Source organism: Thalassobacillus devorans MSP14 (genome assembly GCF_000496835.1).
GTDB lineage: Bacteria > Bacillota > Bacilli > Bacillales > Halobacillaceae > Thalassobacillus > Thalassobacillus devorans_B.
Map to the genome: position 1 here is coordinate 213,616 of NZ_KI543236.1, position 17,091 is coordinate 230,706.

The following is a 17,091-nucleotide window of genomic DNA, read 5'->3' on the forward strand; positions in this document are numbered from 1 at the left end:
ATGAACCGGCATCAACTTAAAAATGAAGGAAGCAAGTGGGTGGAAAAAGGGATCATTGAGCGTCAGCAATTGGATGACATTATGGCACTGTATCCAAAACGAAGTCAAAAGCCGATTCTGTTGACGTTGGCGGCAATTTTTATCGGGCTCGGTTTTTTAAGCTTCATCGCTTCCAATTGGGGAGTAATTCCGGATATTGCCCGCATGGCTATTATCATTATAGCTATGACCAGCTTTTACTTTGCGGGAGATAAGGTGTACCGGACACGTTCAGAAACGGTCGGGATTAGTCTGCTGCTCATCGCAGTTTTGATTTTCGGGTCTGGTATTTTCCTGACAGGACAGATGTACAATTACACCTCGTTCAGCGCCTTTCCGTTCTTCGTATGGGCACTGGCTGCTTTGCTGGTTTTTGCGATTTATGATGAGCGAACTTTATTCGTGGCAGCGATAGTAATTACCACCATTGGTCAAGTCTATAGTGCCGGCAATTTTTCTGAATTCAACCTGCTGCTGGGGTTGTTATTCGTGTCCGGATTCAGCTACTATGTCTACCATCGTGCTGATTGGCTGTATGCGACATTGTTTACACTCAGTTATATACTACAGGCTGTCATCCTGGCCTTTGTGGAACATCATTCTTACCATTGGCTCCTGGTTTATTTTCTGGCATTATACCTTCTCGGCATCCTGGTATCTAAGCAGGCACTTAAGATACCATTTACAAAACTTAGTATCGCCACTATGTTTATACTGGTAATCTGGCAAGTCTTCTTTTTAGATATGGAGTTCTTTACGGAATCGCTTGGCGGGGAGTTCTTCTTCCTGACTATCTGGGTGGTGTTATCGTTAAGTGTTATGGTTCTGTTATGGAAAAGAAATCATTTGATTTTTCTGCTTAATCTGGTTTTGTTCCTCCCGGTATTTTACCTTGAGACAGGTTCTATGGTCGCATTAATTCTCCTGTTCATCTATTCGCTGGGATGGCTGCTTCGGGGCTATCAATCTGAGAACTCAGGTATTGTCACCAAAGGCACGGTGGCGTTTGTTATCAGTACTGTTGTCGCTTATGCCCAGCTTGCCTGGGATTTCATGGATAAGTCATTATTTTTCTTCATCGGTGGCATTTTGCTGTTCCTCTTAAGCTTCTTCCTGGAAAGAAAGCGCCGAAATCTATCAAAAAGGGGGCGGATCGTATGAAGCGTTTCGCCTTTTACGGAGTCGTGTTACTACAAGTTCTGTTTTTAACAGGCATGTCAATCTCTTATTACGCTATGGATGCATTTGGTCAGACAATCAAGCTGGAAACTGCTCCTGTCGATCCAAGGGATATATTTTATGGGGACTATGTCATTTTGAACTATGAAATCGAAAGAATAGATGAAGAAAAATGGTCTGGAGGCATTCCGGAATATGGCGAGGCAGTCTATATTCTTTTAGAAGAATCGGATAATGGTGTCTTTCAAGTTGTGACTGCTTCCCGCGATAAAATGGAAACAGAGGCTGATCAGGTCCGCATGAGGGGGAAGTACCAATGGCATAATGAAGGCCAGTCTGTCCATCAGGTAACCTACGGCATCAATCGTTATTATGTCGAGGAAAATACCGGGGGAAAATATGAGCAGCAAAGAGACGATATGGTAGTTGAAGTGGTTGTGGCTCCCTGGGGGCAAAAAAAGATTGTTAGTATCAAGTGACATCTGATATTTTCATTTGAGAAGGATAGGTTTAAATACAAAATTAAATCAGCCGTGTTTTTAAACCCATAATTGTGTATGGAAATAACGGAGTATGTTGTCTGTGGCTTTAAGAACCACAGGTGAATGAAATTTTCACGCCTGGATTAATAAAATCCAGGCTTTTTTACGTGTACAAAAAGATGGTGGCAGCTTGATAAGTTTGACAACTTTGTTACAGTAGAAACATTTTTAACCAATAATCCTGTTTGGTGTGATTTATTTCACTTAGTTAATAACCATTCTCAATTATTATGGAATTAACAAAAAGTTAGGGGGGATTCAAAATGGCGGAATCAAATGTGAAGCAGAACGAGGAAGTGGTGGAAGAGAGTTCTACGATTAAAGGAACGATATTCTCGGTGGCTGTGGTAGGGGGAGTCATACTTGTTACGTATCTTCTGATTTACGGATTGTATATGACCAGAATATAGGAGGGAAGAACATGCATAAAGCAGAAAAAGTTTGGCTGACGTTGAGTTTTGGAATGATTATCGGGTTCATGCTGATTACTGGCTACCAGGCGTTCGCGAAAGATATGGGGCCGCCGAGCTACGGGGAACGGATCGATCCGCAAAAAGTGGATGAGACCGCTCCATTCGATAACCCTGGCGTAACACAAATTGGTGAAAATGAATATGAAGTGGTCATGACGCTGCAGGTTTTCAGTTTTACCCCAAATAAAATTGAAATTCCGGCTGGATCTACCGTTCATTTCACGATGACTTCGAAGGATGTGACGCACGGGTTCCAGGTAGCTGGTACCAATATCAACGCGATGGTGATGCCCGGTTACATTTCGAAAATAACACAAAAATTTGATAAGCCTGGTGAGTACCTTGTTCTTTGCAACGAATATTGCGGTGCCGGCCACCAGATGATGAGTACAACAATTACAGTTAAGTAAAGGGGGGAACGAGATGGAAGCATTAAAAAGTTATGATTGGAAAGATAAAGCCAACAAAGCGCTTGGAATCAGCCAGGAAGATGCCAGAATAACTAAATCATATTTGTCTGTCGCATTCATCGCCATTTTATTTGGAGGTCTTCTCGGACTGCTGCAAGGGATGAACAGAGCCGGAATTCTCGAATTGCCTGTATGGGCAAACTACTATAAAGTATTGACAGCCCACGGGCTATTATTAGTTGTCGTCTTATCAGCATTCTTCACGATTGGTTACTTTTATGCAGGGTTATCTCATACGTTGGGAGGGCTGCTTCCAAAAGTACGGAAAATGGCATGGATCGGGTTCTGGATGAAAATCTTCGGATTCGTACTCGCTGTCATCCCGGTTTTACAAGGTGACGCCTCTGTCATGTATACCTTCTATCCACCGATGGCGGCAGCCCCGATGTTCTACATTGGCCTCGTCTTTATTGTATTGGGTGTCTGGATGCTTGCGTTCGGTGCGTTCATCAACGTGGCTAATTGGAGGAAAAATCACAAAGGACAGCACATTCCGATTTTTTCCTTTTTTGCTACCGGTGTATTCGTGTTATTATTCTTCGGCAGCCTACCGGTTGCGATTGAAGTATTTTACATTATTCCGTGGGCGTTCGGCTGGATCGAAACGATCAATGTGATGGTTTCAAGAACGCTGTTCTGGGCATTCGGCCACACTTTAGTAAACATCTGGTATTTGACCGCGATTTCTGCCTGGTATGTATTCATTCCGAAAATCATCGGCGGGAAACGCTGGAGCGATTTATTGACACGTGTGGTTGTTATTGCCTTAGTCATCATGAATATTACAGGCGGTTTCCATCACCAGATTGTTGACCCTGGCATTTCAGAATCTGTTAAATATATGCACGTGTTTATGAGTCTCGCGATCGGTTTCCCTTCCTTGATGACCGCCTATGCGATGTTCGCAGTTTTCGAAAAGACAGCACGGAAAAAAGGCGGAAAAGGACTGGTAGGGTGGTATAAAAAGATGCCTTGGGGAGACGTCCGTTTCCTTGCACCGTTCATCGCAATGGCTGCTTTCATCCCGGCCGGTGCGGGCGGGATCGTCCAAAGCACAAATCAATTGAACCAGGTTGTCCATAACTCGATGTGGGTAGTCGGTCATTTCCATTTGACCTTGGGGATGACAGTCGTGATGACATTTTTTGGAGTCAGCTACTGGCTTGTACCTTATGTGTCCGGGCGAGTTTTGACCCCGAAAATCAATAAACTCGGCATTATCCAAACCATCGTCTGGACGGTAGGAATGGTGTTGATGTCAGGAGCAATGCACTGGGTGGGACTGTTAGGGTCACCTAGAAGAACTTCTTATTCCACCTATTTTGATAATGCTACTGCCTTAAGCTGGGATCCGTACTTGTTTTTCCTCGCGATCGGTGGGACTTTGTTGATGATCGGTGTGCTGCTTCAAGTTTATGCTGTATTCTATATGATGTTCTTTGCACCGAAAGGCGAAACCGAGTTTCCAATGGCGGAAGAGGAAGAAGATGCTACACCGACACCTATGTGGACAGAACGTTGGGGTCTCTGGATCGTCCTCATGCTTACCTTAGTTAGCATGGCCTATGTGATTCCATTAGTCGACTTTATCGTCAACGCGCCGCCAGGTTCCCCCCCATTCAAAACCTGGTAAATGACAAAAGAAGGGAGCAGGCTTTGGGGAAGCATTGCTCTCTTTCTTTTTAATTGATAACTAGGAAGTGATCATGATGGTCAACAAAAATAAAACCCTTCTATCTTATTTTGTGATTGCTGTCTTCGGACTGGTCCTGCTTTATCTCGGAACCGATGGTTTCACAGCATATACATCGGAAAAGGCAAGGGTCAACCAGCTGAAAGAAGAAACACCAATGTTCCCTGAGGTGACATTGGAAGATCATGCGGGCCGGGTTTATCCTTTTTCCGAGTTTGAAGGGAAATATGTATTCATCACATTTTTTTATTCCATGTGCGGCACAGTGTGCCCGGAGCTTGAGAAAAATATGGCTGAAGTCTATGAGATGCTGCCGGAGGACGTGGTTGAAGAAGGCATTCAGTTCTTAAGTATCAGCTTCGACCCGGAACGTGACACTCCGGAGGTGCTGGACACGTACCGGGAGTGGCTCGGAAGTGATGGAGAGACGTGGCGGATGGCTCGAATTCCGGACCAGAAGGAACTGGATGAGCTGCTCGATCGCTTCGGTGTCATCGTCATACCTGATGAATACGGCAACTTTGCCCATAACTCTGCTTTTTATCTTGTTGATCCCGACGGACGGCTGGTGGAAGTGATGGATTATCAGGAAACAAGAGAAGCGGCGGCTACTGTAATGGAAATTATGGAGGAGGGCGAAGAGAAATGAAGGGCATCTATTATGTAGTAATACTTTATATTTTTCTCATGCTGCCCCCTGTTGCCAATTTGATGGAGTCGGTGATGATTATCCACATGCATATGCAAATGACTTTGTTTGCGGCAATCGGCTTCTTACTCGCCCCCGGTATGATAAGAAAATTCCCGCGCTTTTTTGAAGAGTGGAATCCTAATGGTATTCCAGGGTTACTGCTTTTCGTTCTGGTTATTGTCTATTGGACACTGCCAAGGTCGATGGATGAAGCGTTGAACCTATGGTATATAGAATTGTTCAAGTTCATTTCTTTGCCTTTCCTGGCAGGGGTCCCGCTGCGTGACAGCTGGAAAAAGCTTAAATCATCCTGGAAAAATGGCCTTATTATCTTTTTTACACTTTTATTTATAGTGATGGGATGGTTATATATTTGGTCTCCGAACCAATTATGCAACAATTATCTGCTGATTGACCAAATTACATTAGGCTGGGGATTTCTATTGACTGCGGTTTGTATGATTATTTATCTGGCTTACAGTTATATTACAGACTTAGCAGAAAATATATAGGTTTTTGTATAATAGCCCTGGCAGTAACTTCTGCCAGGAAACCAGTAGCTTTCCTGGTAACTCAAAGAAAGTAGTTCCAATAACGTCAAGAATTTATATAAATGGCAGGATAAATCGAGGATGAAATCTCCATGGTTTTATACTCGATTTTTTATTGATAGATGGGGTTTGATCGTATGTGCATTAACGCTCTTGATAACGTGAGGCTGGGATAATCAGACTATTTGAAAGGGTATAAAATCAAATGAAAGCTTTGCTATATATTCAGACATGAGAAAAGCACCATATTGGCAGGCGATACTTAAACTGAGCGATACGCAGATATATCGTTTATGGTTATAAGCGATATGAAAGCTTAGATAGGTATAAGGTAGAGGACAGTTGGAAAGCTTTGTTAACAAATAATAATCTAATAGACTCAATTTTCTTACAAGTCATATCGTTTATTAATTTGTCTTGCAAATTCGACAAAAAACCTTCATATTATTAATTAGATAAGGAGGGCCGATATGCGACACGATATACAACCGAATGAACGAGCTTATACAACGAAAGAAGTGGCCGAGGAAGTAGGTATAGCTACCCCCACTGTCCGAAAGTACGGCCAAATATTAGAACGTAATGGATATGAGTTTTTCAAGGATGGCGATCGGCGTATTTTCGTGAAAACTGATGTTGATGCGCTTATAGCGATACGCGATACGGACAAACCTCTGAACGAAATAACAAAAGAACTGGTACAGTTGCAGAAAGAGCGTTTAGAAACCCCTCCTGAAACAGAGGTGGCGGCACCCGGTACATATGACCATTCACTCCAGGACCCCGAGCAGTTGAAGGATTTTATGAGGGCTTTAGCCAGTGAACTTGCAGCTGCCCGAGAAATGAACGTCCAGTTATCTAACGATATGGCTCAGCTGAAAACCACGGTTTCCCGCCTCCAGCAAGATCACCACGTGATAAGTTCAGGAGTTGGAAACTCTGCCCAGAAGACACAGGCCAAACTGGAAAAATTGAAGGAACAGCAAGAGAATCATTATGAAACCTTGCTTGAACAAGAAAGGCAAAGAAGTGAAATGCTGCAGCAGGAATTACAAAACATGCGTGCAGAGCAAAAAAAAGAATGGCAGATGCAAAATGATTTTAATAAACGGTTAGAACAAACTGTTCAACAAAAACCTCAAGGAATTTTTGGAAAGCTCTTTGCCATTTTTCGGGAATAAATTCATTTTGCGAGAGCCTTTGACATTTTAATAAGCCAAGTCGAAGGGAGTTTATCTGTCAAAGATACACTCCTTTTTTAATGCACTCTCATTAAATCTCTTGCAGTTAACGCTCCCTTTAATGGAAGACTCAGTTTCGAGAGAAACTGTTTCCGTTACGGTAGATAATCTCTGGAGGGCCGGGAAATCACTCGCTTTCCATGGGGGTACGGTGAGCTTCCTCAGGCTCCGCCTTGCGGGATCTCACCATGTCCTATCCTCCCATAGGAGTCTCGCAATTTCCCGGCCCTCCTTGCATTTGTAAGACTAACGGAAACATCGATATGCGGAACCACCATCTTAACAGCTGAAAAGAGCTTATGTCCTGAATCATTGAGCTTTTCATGCAGAAAATGTGGAAGATATCTTCTCACAACGTAGGGTTCGTTCGTCAAAATATGGATAAGGTGGCGGGGAAACGGTGAGACTCCCGTGGGAGAAGGGGCTAGGCGAGACCCCACAGGTCGTGAAACGGCCGAGGAGGCTTGCCAGCCTCCCCCACAGGAAAAAAACGAATGCGTAATCGCCTTGGGAGACACGACACGCATAAGCAGAACAGCAAAAGGGAAGTGTTCTTTCTTCCCGTTGATGGACTGCTTATGTCGCGAGTGTCTAGGCGATGAAGCTGGAAAGCGAATCGTTTTCCAGCCACCCTTTCGCCTGTCTCGGTAACGAACCCAAATTACTTTGAAGCTGAGTCTTCCACAATTCGGCCATATAATTGAATAAGTTACTTATAAGTAAAAATGAGCCTGGCGAATATTCGCCAGGCTCATTTTCATTAAGATAATACTTCCTTGATTTGATCGATCGCCCATTCTAAATCCTTACGATTAATAATCAGAGGAGGGGCGAAACGGATGACGTTTTCATGTGTCTCTTTGCAAAGGAGGCCTTTCTCCTTCAGTTTTTCACAATAGCTTCGTGCAGGTTCGGTAAGTTCGACTCCGATGAATAAACCTTTTCCGCGTACTTCCTTGATGATCGGATTATTGATTTTTTTCAATTCTCCCATCATCAAGTTGCCTAATTCAAGAGAGCGGTCTGCCAGTTTTTCATCTTCCAGCACTTCCAGGGAAGCGAGAGATACTGCGCAAGCCAGTGGGTTTCCTCCGAATGTAGAGCCATGGGATCCAGGGTTGAAGACACCCAGGATTTCACGGTTAGCTACTACAGTGGAAATCGGGAACACACCGCCGCCAAGTGCTTTACCTAAAATCAACATGTCAGGTGTTACGTCTTCCCAGTCGCAGGCGAACATTTTGCCGGTCCGGGCCAGTCCTGCCTGGATTTCATCAGCGATGAACAAAACATTGTTTTCTTTACAAACTTCGGATGCTTCTTTCAAGAAACCTTCTGGAGGGATGACGATTCCAGCCTCTCCCTGGATCGGTTCAATTAAGAATCCTGCTGTATTCTCAGTGATGGCCTCTTTGAGCGCATCGATATCCCCGTATGGAACTAATTTGATGCCTGGCAGCATTGGACCAAAGCCACGCTGATATTCTTCTTCAGAAGATAAGGAAACAGCAGTCATCGTACGGCCATGGAAGTTACCGGTACAGGCGATGATTTCTGCCTGGTTATCGGCGACCCCTTTGACATCATAAGCCCAGCGACGTGCTGCCTTAATCGCTGTCTCGACCGCTTCAGCTCCCGTATTCATCGGGAGTGCCATTTCTTTATTGGTGAGCTTGCAAATCTTTTCATACCATGGTCCGAGTTGATCATTGTGGAAGGCGCGTGACGTCAGGGTCACACGGTCTGCTTGGTTTTTTAATGCTTCAATGATTCGTGGATGGCGATGGCCCTGGTTGACAGCCGAGTAAGCGCTGAGCATGTCCATGTAGCGGTTACCTTCAGGATCTTCTACCCAAACACCCTCCGCTTTTTCTACCACAATCGGAAGCGGGTGATAGTTTTTTGCGCCGAATTCCTGCGTTTGGTCGATGATTTCTTGACTAGTTCTTGTCATTCTATCCCTCCATATCAATTCAAAAATCTTCATCCATTATAACAGGTTTCAGACTAATTTTCTCTCTAGTCTAAAAATTCCCCTGAAAGGTTTTATTAGGATAAATTTGTGTAAACATGGTACTATAACGGTAGATTGATAGCAAAAGGAGGAAGTTTAGTGGCACACTTACATATCACCTCATGGGTGATAACATTAGCGTTATTGATTCTGGTCTTGACATTTTCCCGTGCGGGGAATGCGAAAGCTGCTAAAATTACACACATGATTATGCGGTTGCTCTATTTACTTATTTTATACTCTGGTGGCAGTCTGTTCGCTTCCTATGCTGACATCGGGATACTGGTCATCGTAAAAATGCTGGTCGGTCTTTGGGCGATTGCAGCGATTGAAATGGTGGCAATCAAGGTCTCTAAGGCCCAGCCTGCTTCCAGTTGGTGGACACAGCTCTTGATTGCTTTTGCAATAGCATTGATTCTAGGTTTTGGGATTATGCCATTAGGCATTCTCCCAGCATAATTACAGATGGAATGTCCGGTCATTATGACCGGGCATTTTTTTATTCATATGGCCAGGTACTCGTACATATACTAGTTTATCTTTTTTCAGCTACAAAGAAGGAGTGGCTCGATATATGTGCGGAATTGTCGGTTGGACGGATTTTCGGAAAGACTTGAGTTGTGCTTATGATACGATAGCTGCCATGGCAGCGACATTGGAGCACCGCGGGCCTGATGAAGGGACCCAATGGCTGGGCCGGCACACAGCGTTCGGGCATCAACGGCTGATTGTCATTGACCCTGCCGGCGGCCGTCAGCCAATGACGCGAAAAGTCGGGGACAAGTGCTTTACGCTATGCTATAACGGAGAATTATATAATACAGAAGATTTAAGAACGGTATTGCATCAAAAAGGCTGGACGTTCCGATCCCATTCTGACACGGAAGTGTTATTGACCAGTTATATGGAATGGGGCGAGTCATGCGTCAACCATTTGAATGGGATATTCGCATTTGCTGTTTGGGATGATGCGGAACAAAAGTTATTTCTGGCACGGGACCGGCTTGGGGTCAAACCGTTGTTTTATATGGAGTCAGATGGAGGATTGCTATTCGGCTCTGAAATCAAAGCACTGCTCGCCCATCCGAAAGTTGCTGCGGAAATGGATACTACTGGACTCCATGAACTGCTGGCATTAGGACCGTCCCGGACACCAGGATGCGGTGTTTTCAGGGGCGTCCATGATTTACGTGCAGGTCATTTTGCTACTTTTACCAGGGAACAAGGGCTGAAAATAAAGCGTTACTGGAATGTGGAAAGTAAACCTCATGAAGACAGCCTAGATGTAACCGTGGAAAAGGTGCGGGAACTTTTTCTTGATGCAGTGGATCGGCAATTGGTTTCCGATGTCCCGCTTGGAACATTTTTATCAGGAGGGGTCGATTCCAGTGCCATCACCGCGATTGCAGCAGAGCAATATCGCAAACAGGGAAAAGGAGCGCTTGATACGTTTTCAATCGATTTTGAAGGTAATGACAAACATTTCAAAGCCAATGCCTTTCAACCCGCAAGCGATAAAGACTTTATTGCCTTAATTCAAAAGGAGCATGGCACAAACCATCAAAGTTGTATTGCCGATAATGAAGAATTAGTGCGCCTTCTGAAAAAAGCGACCGTATTACGGGACCTGCCCGGGATGGCGGATGTCGATTCGTCACTGCTTTGGTTCAGCGAAGAAGTGAAGAAAAAAGTGACCGTTGGTTTATCAGGAGAATGCGCTGATGAAATTTTCGGTGGATATCCGTGGTTTTACAGGCAAGAGGAATTGGAACGGGAAGGCTTCCCATGGATCCGCTCGCTGAACCTTAGAAACGGGCTGCTCAATAAGGAGTGGCAGCAAAAACTGGATGTGAAAGGGTATATGCTGGCCCGCTATCAGGAGACAGTCGATGAAATGCCGAAGCTTTCAGGCGAGTCGGCGGTAGAGGAAAAGCGCAGGCAGATGTTTTATTTGAATATGCACTGGTTCATGCAGACACTGCTTGACCGCAAAGACCGGATGACCATGGGAGCGAGTCTGGAGGTTCGTGTTCCATTCAGTGATCATCATCTAGTCGAGTATGTCTGGAATGTCCCATGGGAGATGAAGCACTTGGATGGGAAAGAAAAAGGACTGCTTCGGAAGGCATTGGAAGGGATACTGCCTGATGAGGTGTTGTACCGGAAGAAAAACCCCTATCCGAAAACCCATAACCCGGTATACACCAATGCGGTAGTGGCCTGGATGAATGAAATACTCGTTGATAAGCAGGCACCGATTTTCGATTTGTTTGACCGGAACGAGCTGCGTAATCTCGCTGATACGAAAGGGCAGGCGATTGATGCTCCCTGGTTCGGCCAGCTGATGACAGGGCCGCAGTTACTTGCCCATCTTTGCCAGATCAACTATTGGCTCGAACACTATCAAGTTTCGATAAAATAACAAAAAGGACCGGTGATATCCGGTCCTTTTTGTATGGGGGGAGGAGCCTTCTATTTCTACAGTTGGAAAATATGAAAGCCGAAAGCAGGAAGTGTCACTTTTGCTTCATGATTAAAGCTAATGCTTTCATCCGTAAATAACGCTGTCGCTTGTTTATCTGTTAAAGCATCCACTGTGAACGTTTGTTGGTGAGTACTATTATTTACGACAAAAATCAGCCTGTTTTCTTGGTTGAATTTTTCATAGACAATGACACTTGTGTCATCGCTCGTTTCAAGAAAACGGAAGGAACCATCATTCCCAAATGCAGGAACATCCTTTCTGTATTTAAGAAGTTGCTGGACAAAGGTAAACAAATCACGGTCCTGTTCTTCTTCATCCCATATCATACATTCCCGGCAGCCTGGATCCTGGCCGCCACTCATTCCAATCTCGTCGCCATAATAAATGCACGGCGTGCCGATAAATGATAGTTGGAACAAATATAAAAGTTTGACGCGTGCTTTTTCCTCGCCCGCGAGCGTCAGGATTCTTGGTGTATCATGGCTGTCGAGTAGGTTAAACGCGACTTCATTCACATTGTCAGGATACATGTGAAGTACCTTTGTGATTGTATCAGCAAATTCACTAGCCTTCATGGAATCTTTTGCGAAAAATTCCACGGCTCCATTGGTGAAAGGATAGTTCATGACCGCATCAAACTGATCGCCCTGCAGCCAAGGCATGGAATCATGCCAAATTTCACCAAGAATATAAGCATCGGGTTTTGCTGATTTTACCACCCTGCGGAATTCCCTCCAGAAGGCATGGTCGATTTCATTGGCGACGTCGAGGCGCCAGCCGTCGATATCGAACTCTTCTATCCAGTAGCGGGCGACATCGAGAAGATATCGTTTCACTTCCGGGTGCTCCGTATTCAGCTTCGGCATTGTATGGACGAAGGCGAATGTATCATAATTCGGCACTGGCTCTGTTTTTATCGGTAACTCACGTAAATGGAACCAATCGCTATACTTGGATGCTTGTTCTTTTTCCAACACATCCTGGAAAGGAGGGAAGTAGTAACCGCTGTGATTGAAGACAGCATCGAGCATCACTTTAATACCCCGCTCATGGCATTCCTGTACTAATTTGCGAAATGTCTCTTTATCTCCGAATTGCGGATCGATTTCCATGTAGTCGATGGTGTCATATTTATGGTTCGAATACGCTTTGAAAATCGGCGTAAAGTAAATTCCGTTAATGCCGAGTTTAACAAGATAATCCAGGTGGTCGATCACACCCTGGAAATCGCCTCCGAAAAAGTTAGTCGGTGTCGGGTCGGCGCTGCCCCAAGCAAGCGTACCCTCCGGATTCAAGGATGGATCGCCATTACCGAATCGTTCTGGAAAAATCTGATACCAGGTTGTCTGCCGGACCCATTCTGGAGCCGTGAACACATCTGCGGGATTAAGGAATGGAAAAGCAAAATAATCAGCGGTGTCACCAGGCGCTTTATCATAGAATCCCCGCTCTGTATAGATGCTTGTTTCGGACCCATCCGAAACTTCAAATCCATAACGCAGTCGTCGATAAGGAGGCTTGATAGCAGCTTTCCAGTAATCGTGAAGTTCCGAAGAACCTGTTTTCTCCATAGGAAGTGTTTCCGATATCCATTGCTCATTTTCCCAATGATAAGGATCTCCATGGATAAGTGCAACGGAAGTAAGGTCGTCTTTCTTGGTCTGCAGCATGATATGCAAGGTTTCGTCATCATATGCATAAGCGAAATGGTTTTTTGAACGGTGGTAAATCGCTTCTTTTAACAAGTATCTCATCCTTTCAACACAATCGTTTGCACAAAAAGTGCTATAAAATATTACTTATAGACTAAAAGTAGACAAAAGTAATCAGAAAGTCAATGGAAACATACAGGGTTCATACGTTATCATGTAAGCGCTATCTTAACCTAAATAAAAGAAATCTATGTAATTTGTTAAAAGTAGTAAATTTGTCTTGCAAATTAATTCAGCTTTTGTATAATAGAAATCAAGATATGTGCAATCGTTTTCATTAAATTGCGTTGAAATCGATTACATGATCTTGCACTAATATACCTTTGGGAGGTCAATACAATGAAGAAATGGTTAGGTATGTTGTTCGCCGCACTATTAATGATCGGTGCACTTGCTGCCTGTGGTCCTGATGAAAGTGGACAAGAATCAGAAGGGAACGCAGATAGCGGAGATACTACAGAAACTGAAGGCAATACAGAAGGTGAAATGCCGGAGAAGCCTGAAAAACTTACTGTCTGGATGAACGCAGAAGAGAAACAGGAAGAAGCGTTAAAAACGATCACAGATAAATACACAGAAGAAAAAGGCATTGAGGTGGAGATCATTCCAATCTCTATGTTGGACCAAATTGAAAAGCTGGATGTAGAAGGACCTGCCGGGAATGGCCCGGATATCATTTTCCAGCCGCATGACCGTATCGGTGATCTTGTACTTAAAGGTCTTGTAGACCCTGTGAATCTTGGAGATAAAAAAGACGAATACACAGAAACTGCTATCGATGCTGTCACATATGAAGGTGACGTGTGGGGCTACCCTGCAGTTACAGAAACCTATGCATTATTTTACAACAAGTCTTTAGTGGAAGAAGCTCCTAAAACAATGGAAGACTTGATGGCTATTGCTGAAAGAGATACCAAAAAAGGAGAAGACAAGTATGGATTCCTGATGGAAGGTGCTAACTTCTACTTCACTTACCCATTCTTCTCCGGATATGGTGCTTATGTTTTCGGTAATGAAAATGGTAATTATGACATTGATGACATCGGATTGAACAACGAAGGCGCTGTCAAAGGTGGCAAGTTGATCCAATCCTGGTTTGAAAACGGATATATTCCGCAGGACTTGACGCCGGACATCATGAACGGGTTAGTCAAAGAAGGAAAGGTTTCTACAGTAATCAATGGACCTTGGATGGTGCGTGAATACCAGGAGGCCCTTGGTGACGACCTGGCAGCTGCTCCGCTTCCAAAGCTTGAAAATGGCAAAAACCCTAAATCTTTTGTAGGTGTGAAATCTTACATGCTTTCCTATTACTCTGAAAACAAAGAGTGGGCGGAAGACTTGATGGCATTCATCACAAATAGTGAAAACGCGATGACATACTATGACATGGCTGGTGAAATGCCTGCGCGTAAAGATTCTATCGAAGACCCGGCAATCGCGGATGATGAAATCATGTCCGCTTTCGCTGAACAGGCGACTTATGGCGAGCCAATGCCTGGTATCCCTGCAATGCAGCAAGTTTGGGAACCAATCAACAATGCACTTACATTTATCTCAAAAGGTGAGCCTGTAGACGAAGTACTTGATGAAGCGGTTCAAATCATCAAGGATAACATCGCAGCTTCAGGTGCCGGACAATAAATAGAGAAAAAAGCTCATGCAATTAAGAGCGAAATGGGGGATGGAAGGCGGACCGCCTTCCATCTGCCATTTTTATACACTAAGAAAGTTTAACTTTGTTAAATGATTAGAGAATAAGAAAAGACTTGGGCTTTCACCATATGTACTTCGAAAAGCCAGGTTTTTCTAATCATCACCGGGGAGGACATTATTATGGCAAAGGATGATAAAAAAGCAGCATTTGACATCAAACAACCCCGCAATATTGCTACTTTATTATCTGTTTTCGTTCCAGGACTGGGACAAATGTTTAACCGCCGATTCTTTAAAGGCATACTTTTATTCGTCATTGCTGTCTCTTTTTTAATGGCATTTTGGGATTATATCGATATCGGAATCTGGGGACTCTTCACATTAGGTACGATTCCCAGGGAACATCATTCCATCCAGTTATTGATACAGGGCTTTATATCGGTAGTGGTGCTTTTCTTTGGAATCGCTATATATATTTTCAATGTTAAAGATGCTCGTAATGATGCAATTGCTAGAGAAGCCGGAAGACCGAATCCGACATTTTTCAAAGCGATGCAGGATTTCTACGATCGTGGATTTCCATATTTCATGATCCTGCCGGGCTTTATCATGTTGATTTTCGTAGTAGTACTGCCACTGGCGTTCATGGTCTCGCTGGCCTTCACCAACTACAATCAATATAATTCACCTCCACGAAAACTGTTGGACTGGGTCGGGTTTGAGAATTTCGTCAACCTGGTGAACGTGGATATTTGGCAGGATACATTCCTGAATGTCTTCACTTGGACGATTGTTTGGACAGTAGTAGCGACCACATTGCAGATTGTTCTTGGTCTGTTTCTGGCTTTGCTCGTCAACGACAAACGTATCAAGTTCAAGCGTACGATCCGCACCGTACTTATTTTGCCATGGGCGGTACCGGCTTTTGTATCAATTTTGATTTTCTCAGCATTATTCAATCCAACGTTCGGTGCGATCAACCGTGATATCCTCAGCCAATTCGGGATGATGATCCCTTGGCTGTCAGATCCATTTTGGGCTAAGGTCGCCCTGATCATGATTCAGACATGGCTTGGCTTCCCGTTCGTATTCGCTTTGTTCACAGGTGTATTGCAAAGTGTGCCGGCGGATATGTACGAAGCGGCGGATGTTGATGGAGGAACACGATTCCAGAAGTTCCGCTTCATCACACTGCCGCACATCCTATTTGCCACAGCACCACTTCTGATCATGCAATATGCTCAGAATTTCAATAACTTCAATATTATTTATCTCTTCAACGAAGGGAACCCCGCTGTCCGGGGCCAGTCTGCTGGCGGTACAGATATCCTGATTTCCTGGGTATATAAACTGACATTTGAAACTAATAACTATAATATGGCTGCAGCTATCACGATCATAATGGGATTGGTAATCTCAATTTTTGCATTCTATCAATTCCGTAAAACGGCTGCATTTAAAGAGGAGGGACGTTACTGATGGCGATGAATAAAAAAACGAAGTCAAGGATTGAGGTAACGTTCATATATTTATTTTTAGCAGTGATGTTTGTATTGATTGCTTACCCATTGCTGTGGACAGTAATGATGAGTATAAACCCTGGCACGAATATGCTGGTTACGAAATTGCTACCGGAAAACCCGACACTGGAGCATTATAAATGGTTGTTCACTGACCCGGGAAGTGACTATGTCATCTGGTATAAGAATAGTCTGCTGGTAGCATTCGCCAATGCGATCGGTTCCGTGATTCTGACATCATTAGTCGCTTATGCATTTTCCCGTTATAAGTTCATCGGTAAAAAGTATGGGTTGTATATGTTCCTGTTACTGCAAATGTTCCCGGCTTTAATGGGGATGGTTGCATTATACATCCTGCTAAGTACAATTGGATTGATCGATTCCTTAGCAGGTCTGACCCTGATTTATCTTGGAGGACAGATTCCATTCAACGCCTGGCTGGTGAAAGGGTACTTTGATACCATTCCGAAAGAGCTGGATGAAGCCGCGAAAATGGATGGAGCCGGCCACTTGAAAATTTTCTGGACCATCATGCTTCCTTTGGCTAAACCGATTCTTGCCGTTGTAGCGCTTTTTAACTTCATGGCTCCGTTCATGGACTTCCTGCTGCCGCGGATTGTGTTGACCAGTCCGGAGAAGTATACACTCGCTCTCGGTTTATTTAATTTCATCAATGATCAGTTTTCTAATAACTTTACTCGTTTCTCTGCAGGAGCAATTCTGATCGCTGTGCCGATTGCACTTGTATTCTTATTACTGCAGCGTTATTTGATTTCAGGATTGACATCTGGAGCTACCAAAGGATAATAGGAAATGGACATTTAA

The 17,091-nt window shown here is 44.0% G+C and carries 15 protein-coding genes; 13 read left to right on the forward strand and 2 right to left on the reverse strand.

Annotated features, from left to right (window positions below; genetic code table 11):
• The 8 genes from P855_RS0101870 to P855_RS0101905 all read left to right on the forward strand — a co-directional run bounded on the left by P855_RS0101870 (nt 1) and on the right by P855_RS0101905 (nt 6,819).
• Nucleotides 1–1,200, forward strand: a complete 1,200-nt coding sequence (locus P855_RS0101870) for a DUF2157 domain-containing protein (protein ID WP_028781999.1) — start codon at nt 1–3, stop codon at nt 1,198–1,200.
• Nucleotides 1,197–1,697 carry a GDYXXLXY domain-containing protein gene (locus P855_RS0101875; protein ID WP_028782000.1) on the forward strand — a complete coding sequence of 167 codons (501 nt, stop codon included), beginning with the start codon at nt 1,197–1,199 and terminating at the stop codon, nt 1,695–1,697. Before P855_RS0101870 ends, P855_RS0101875 begins: the two co-directional genes overlap by 4 nt.
• Nucleotides 1,698–2,023: 326 nt before the next feature.
• Entirely contained in the window at nt 2,024–2,170 is a 147-nt protein-coding gene (locus tag P855_RS21990) for a cytochrome c oxidase subunit 2A (RefSeq protein ID WP_152526165.1), read from the forward strand.
• Between the two features lie 11 nt (nt 2,171–2,181).
• Nucleotides 2,182–2,643 carry a cytochrome c oxidase subunit II gene (locus P855_RS0101885; protein WP_028782001.1) on the forward strand — a complete coding sequence of 154 codons (462 nt, stop codon included), beginning with the start codon at nt 2,182–2,184 and terminating at the stop codon, nt 2,641–2,643.
• 13 nt (nt 2,644–2,656) lie between these two features.
• Nucleotides 2,657–4,336: a cbb3-type cytochrome c oxidase subunit I gene (locus P855_RS0101890; RefSeq protein ID WP_028782002.1), complete on the forward strand. Its 1,680-nt coding sequence runs from the start codon at nt 2,657–2,659 to the stop codon at nt 4,334–4,336.
• Between the two features lie 76 nt (nt 4,337–4,412).
• Nucleotides 4,413–5,045, forward strand: coding sequence for an SCO family protein (locus P855_RS0101895; protein WP_028782003.1), 633 nt, complete (start codon nt 4,413–4,415; stop codon nt 5,043–5,045).
• Nucleotides 5,042–5,599, forward strand: a complete 558-nt coding sequence (locus P855_RS0101900; protein WP_028782004.1) for a hypothetical protein — start codon at nt 5,042–5,044, stop codon at nt 5,597–5,599. Before P855_RS0101895 ends, P855_RS0101900 begins: the two co-directional genes overlap by 4 nt.
• A 509-nt stretch (nt 5,600–6,108) precedes the next feature.
• Nucleotides 6,109–6,819: a hypothetical protein gene (locus P855_RS0101905; RefSeq protein ID WP_028782005.1), complete on the forward strand. Its 711-nt coding sequence runs from the start codon at nt 6,109–6,111 to the stop codon at nt 6,817–6,819.
• Between the two features lie 820 nt (nt 6,820–7,639).
• Here P855_RS0101905 and P855_RS0101910 read toward each other — a convergent pair.
• Nucleotides 7,640–8,833 (reverse strand): ornithine--oxo-acid transaminase, encoded by a 1,194-nt coding sequence (locus P855_RS0101910; RefSeq protein WP_028782006.1) that lies wholly within the window; start codon nt 8,831–8,833, stop codon nt 7,640–7,642.
• A gap of 159 nt (nt 8,834–8,992) precedes the next feature.
• On the opposite strand from P855_RS0101910, the gene P855_RS0101915 reads away from it, so the two are divergent.
• Nucleotides 8,993–9,352: a YisL family protein gene (locus P855_RS0101915; protein WP_028782007.1), complete on the forward strand. Its 360-nt coding sequence runs from the start codon at nt 8,993–8,995 to the stop codon at nt 9,350–9,352.
• 115 nt (nt 9,353–9,467) lie between these two features.
• The gene (asnB, locus tag P855_RS0101920) at nt 9,468–11,315 is read left to right on the forward strand and encodes an asparagine synthase (glutamine-hydrolyzing) (protein ID WP_028782008.1); all 1,848 of its coding nucleotides are present in this window, start codon (nt 9,468–9,470) and stop codon (nt 11,313–11,315) included.
• A gap of 56 nt (nt 11,316–11,371) precedes the next feature.
• Here asnB and P855_RS0101925 read toward each other — a convergent pair whose 3' ends face one another.
• A complete protein-coding gene (locus tag P855_RS0101925; protein WP_028782009.1) occupies nt 11,372–13,123 on the reverse strand; it encodes an alpha-glycosidase in 1,752 nt (583 codons plus the stop codon).
• A gap of 306 nt (nt 13,124–13,429) precedes the next feature.
• Between P855_RS0101925 and P855_RS0101930 the strand changes: the two genes are divergently transcribed.
• The 3 genes from P855_RS0101930 to P855_RS0101940 all read left to right on the forward strand — a co-directional run bounded on the left by P855_RS0101930 (nt 13,430) and on the right by P855_RS0101940 (nt 17,073).
• Entirely contained in the window at nt 13,430–14,734 is a 1,305-nt protein-coding gene (locus P855_RS0101930) for a sugar ABC transporter substrate-binding protein (RefSeq protein WP_028782010.1), read from the forward strand.
• Between the two features lie 192 nt (nt 14,735–14,926).
• Complete coding sequence (locus tag P855_RS0101935) at nt 14,927–16,225, forward strand: carbohydrate ABC transporter permease (protein WP_051353044.1); 1,299 nt, start codon at nt 14,927–14,929, stop codon at nt 16,223–16,225.
• 5 nt (nt 16,226–16,230) lie between these two features.
• The gene (locus P855_RS0101940; RefSeq protein WP_028782012.1) at nt 16,231–17,073 is read left to right on the forward strand and encodes a sugar ABC transporter permease; all 843 of its coding nucleotides are present in this window, start codon (nt 16,231–16,233) and stop codon (nt 17,071–17,073) included.
• Nucleotides 17,074–17,091 lie beyond the last annotated feature (18 nt).